General features: G+C 57.3%; 3 protein-coding genes and 1 pseudogene. 1 reads left to right on the forward strand and 3 read right to left on the reverse strand.

Features of this window, described 5'->3' with window-relative positions; translation table 11 throughout:
• Nucleotides 1-378: 378 nt before the first annotated feature.
• Nucleotides 379-933: pseudogene (locus tag ACIQ0R_RS11700) on the forward strand (GGDEF domain-containing protein).
• Between the two features lie 108 nt (nucleotides 934-1,041).
• On the opposite strand, the gene ACIQ0R_RS11705 reads toward ACIQ0R_RS11700, so the two are convergent.
• The 3 genes from ACIQ0R_RS11705 to ACIQ0R_RS11715 all read right to left on the reverse strand — a co-directional run.
• Nucleotides 1,042-1,947, reverse strand: a complete 906-nt coding sequence (locus ACIQ0R_RS11705) for a recombination-associated protein RdgC (protein ID WP_395827577.1) — start codon at nucleotides 1,945-1,947, stop codon at nucleotides 1,042-1,044.
• 160 nt (nucleotides 1,948-2,107) lie between these two features.
• The gene (locus ACIQ0R_RS11710; RefSeq protein WP_395827580.1) at nucleotides 2,108-2,398 is read right to left on the reverse strand and encodes a DUF4404 family protein; all 291 of its coding nucleotides are present in this window, start codon (nucleotides 2,396-2,398) and stop codon (nucleotides 2,108-2,110) included.
• 107 nt (nucleotides 2,399-2,505) lie between these two features.
• On the reverse strand, nucleotides 2,506-3,954 hold a 1,449-nt coding region (locus tag ACIQ0R_RS11715; RefSeq protein ID WP_395827582.1), incomplete at its 5' end, for a 3'-5' exonuclease.

Consider the following 3,954-nt stretch of genomic DNA (forward strand, 5'->3'; position numbering starts at 1 on the left):
GCACGGCTAGCTCCTTGAACTCCGCCGTGTACATCTGTTTTGGTATCTTCTTCATTGCTGGTCTTTCCAAAGGATCGTTGATTTTACGTTACCTATGGAAGACTAAATTTCGGGGGAAGCTCAATCATCTACGGTTTTGGCGCGCTAGGGGTGAGTACTTTCTGGTACGTGGTCAGCTGGTTGATCGGTTCGCTGGCGCTGGTACTGGCTTTTAGCGTGACCGGTACGCATCTGACCTTCCCGGTGACGACTAATTTCAGCCAGCTGCTGGTATGCCTTTCCTTCATTCTGACCCTTGGGCGTTGCACCTACCTGGCTAATATGTTGAGCCGTATGCAGCGCAAAATGACCGAAAAAAATCAACAACTGGCGCAGGCGATGAAGCGGGTGCAGGAACTGGCCACGCGCGACGAGTTGACCAATATCGAGAACCGTCGTTCGCTGATGGAAATTCTGGCCATCGAGCAGAAGCGCTTTCAGCGCGGCGGTACGCCGTTTTGCATCGCGATTCTTGATCTGGATGGTTTCAAGTCGGTTAATGATAATTTTGGCCATGCTGCGGGCGACATGGTGCTCAAGACCTTTGTCGAGATCGTGTGAAATGAAATGCGCCTGAGCGACCATTTTGCGCGTTATGGCGGCGATGAATTCGTGTTGGTGCTGACCGGCACCACGGTAAGCGAAGGCGTGACCGCACTCGACCGCATCTGTGCCGAGACCGAGGTATACGATTGGAGCAAGTTCGGCAAAGGAGTCGTGCTCACCGCGTCGATAGGGATTACCGATTTCCGCCCCGGGGAAACCATCGACGAAGCGTTCCAGCGCGCCGATATGGCCTTGTACGCGGTTAAGACCTCGGGACGCAACCGCGTGTTGATCAGCCCGGACAGTTTTGATACCTCAAACGATGGCACCACTATCAGAGCTTTCTGACCGAACTCTGCATCAATCACTTACTACAGAGTTCGTTGCGGTCTGTTGGCGCTTGCTAACCAGCGGTATTTCAGCGGCGCTGTTTACCCTGCCGTAGTGAACAGCTGCTTAGCTTAGCGCTTGAGCCTCGCCGCCCAAAGCAAACACCAGGTCGTTGAGCATTTTGCTGAGTTCGCCGGTCATCAGCATCATGTCGGAATCGAAGCGTTCGTCGTCGTTCTTGCTGCTGGTGTCGTTGCCTTCTTTCAGGACATCGAGCGGCGCGATGCGTTTGATTGCCAGGGATTCGGTCAGGACGAACGAAATGTGGTCGGCCCAGGTCATGGCCAGGCGTGTGCATTGCTTGCCGGCGGCAATGTGGCGGCGCACATCGTCGGCTTCGATGGTGTGGCGCACATAGCGCACTGTGGCCTTGCCCTCGCCGCTGGCACGCAGTTCGGTGTCCTGATCGACGGTGAAGCCGTGCGGCGCTTCGTCCGAGGCCAGCCAGTTGGTCATCGAAGTCAACGGCGAATGCGCGGTGCGCAGGCCGGAAATCTGCAATTTGTCGACCGCTGCCAGCAGCAGCTTGAGGATTTCCTCAGCCTTGGCCGTGCTGGCAGCGTCAATCACCAGCCAGCCGTTGACCGGGCCGATCCAGACCCAGGTATTGCGCTGGATGCTGAACGCGCGCGGCAGCAATTCATCGGTGATTTGTTCCTTGAGGTCCTTGAGCTGTTTGCGCCCGGGCGCGAAGCCTTGCTGTTCTTCAATCTCGGCAGCGCGCGCCTTGGTGACCTGGTTGACGACCGTGGCCGGCAGCAGTTTCTTTTCGGTGCCTAGCAAAAGCATCATTTGACGATTGACGGTATGCACCAGCATGCCGTTGTCGCGCGGCGACAGCCAGCCCTGGCTTTGCAATTCAAGGCTGCTGCATTTGGCAAAAGCCTGCGGCGCCAGGAAGGCTTCCAATTGTTCTGCTGAGATGGCCCACGGAGCGGGGATTCGGTAAATCTGAAGATTTTTAAACCACATGGCATTCCAATAAAAAAGCAATCGCAGGCACGCCTTCATGGCCACTTATGGAATGGCGATTACGCTGTGCCCAATCGGTTAAACGGGAGTGTTGAAGCAGCAGTTGCAGGTCAGTGCGGCTCTTGCCAACCCAGCCTGCAAAGTTATATTGATGGGAAAGTCAGATGCCCATATTAGTCAGCGTATCGGCGATTTCCCGCAACACCGGCTCCAGATGCGGATGGCGTACTGCCAGGCGCGCGGAAATGCCTTGCGCGCGTTGTACCAGTTCTGATCGCAGATCTGATTGCGGTACTTTGGCCGCGGCATCGGCAGCATCTTTTTTCAGCAGATCCTGAATATCGGTATCCAGCGTTTGCAGCAGTTGCTTCAGTTCGCTATCGACTGCGCCGCCGCTTTCCAGCGTGGCGTGGAGTTTTTGCAGGGATGCCTTGATGTTGTCGATGGTCATGGTGTGCTACTCCTGAAGTAAGTGTTGTGGCTCCCGGCAAGCGGGAACCGGCATGCATTTGGGGGGGGCGCCGCCGGCCGCGCTGTGCGCCTGACTTGCCTATCATCTCACGCCGTTCGCGGCTTCTGCAACAAGGCCTTCAAACTGGCCAGGCGGTTCTGCGGCGTGATCTGCTCGGCTTCGGTCGGCACCGCGTCGCCCTCGTCGAGCCGCATTTCCTTGACGAAACGGGATATTTCGCAATGGATCGATTCCCCGGCGCGCTTACGCTTTTTGCACCAGCTGATATGCAAGCTGCGCTGGGCCCGCGTGATGCCAACGTACATCAGGCGCCGTTCTTCCTCGATGCGGGCGGCGATGGTCTCGGGCGGGGCATCGGGATCGCCTTTGTGCGGCAGAATGCCCTCCTCGACGCCGATCAGAAAGACGTGCGGGTATTCCAGTCCCTTAGAGGCGTGCAGGGTCGACATGCGTACCGCATCCGGCTCTTCGTCACGCCCTTCCAGCATCGACATCAGCACCACCATCTGAGTCAGTTCCAGCAGGTTGCGTTGGTCGCCGTCGCCGTCCTTGCCGCCGTTGCCTTTTTCCTTCAGCCAGTTGGTAAAGTCCAGCACGTTTTGCCATTTGCTTTGGACGGCGCGGTCGTCGAAGCTGTCGTACAGATAATGCTCATAATTGATTTCCTTCATCATGTCGTCCAGCACGGCCGCTGCGTTTTCGCCGCTGCCGGCCGGGCCGACGCGGCTGGCGCGGGCTTCCAGCTGATTGATGAAATGGCAGAATTCGCGCAGCGGATAGAGCTGGCGGTCGGTCAGCTTGGCTTCGATGCCGCCTTTGAACACTGCTTCGAACAGCGAGCACTGCCATTGACCGGCGACGGTGCCCAGCACTTCCAGGGTGGCCTGGCCGACGCCGCGCTTGGGCGTAGTGATGGCGCGGATGAAGGCCGGATCGTCGTCTTCGTTGGCGATCAGGCGCAGATAACTGATGATGTCCTTGATTTCGGCGCGGTCAAAGAAGCTTTGGCCGCCCGACATCGTGTATGGAATGCGTTCGCGCCGTAAGGCTTTTTCAAAAATCCGCGATTGGTGATTGCCGCGGTACAGTATCGCGTAATCAGAGAACTTGGCGCGCCGCTCGAAACGGTGCGCCGATAGCATGATCGCCACCTGCTCGGCCTCTTTCTCGTCGTCCTCCATGCCCATTACCTTGATCGGATCGCCCAGACCGTGTTCCGACCATAGTTTTTTGTTGAACAGTTTTGGGTTGTTGCCGATGACCGCGTTGGCCGCTTGCAGGATGCGCGTAGAAGAGCGGTAATTCTGCTCCAGCTTGATGACTTTCAGATCGGGGAAATCGACCTGCAGGGTTTTCAGGTTTTCGATGGTGGCGCCGCGCCAGGCGTAGATCGCCTGGTCGTCGTCGCCGACGGCGGTAAACATCGGTTTTTTGCCGAGTCCGGTCACCAGCAGCTTGACCAGTTCGTACTGGCAGGTGTTGGTGTCCTGGTATTCGTCGACCAGCAGATAACGCAGGCGGCGTTGCCATTTGTC

The sequence above is a fragment of the Collimonas sp. genome, assembly GCF_044339385.1.
Lineage (GTDB): Bacteria > Pseudomonadota > Gammaproteobacteria > Burkholderiales > Burkholderiaceae_D > Collimonas.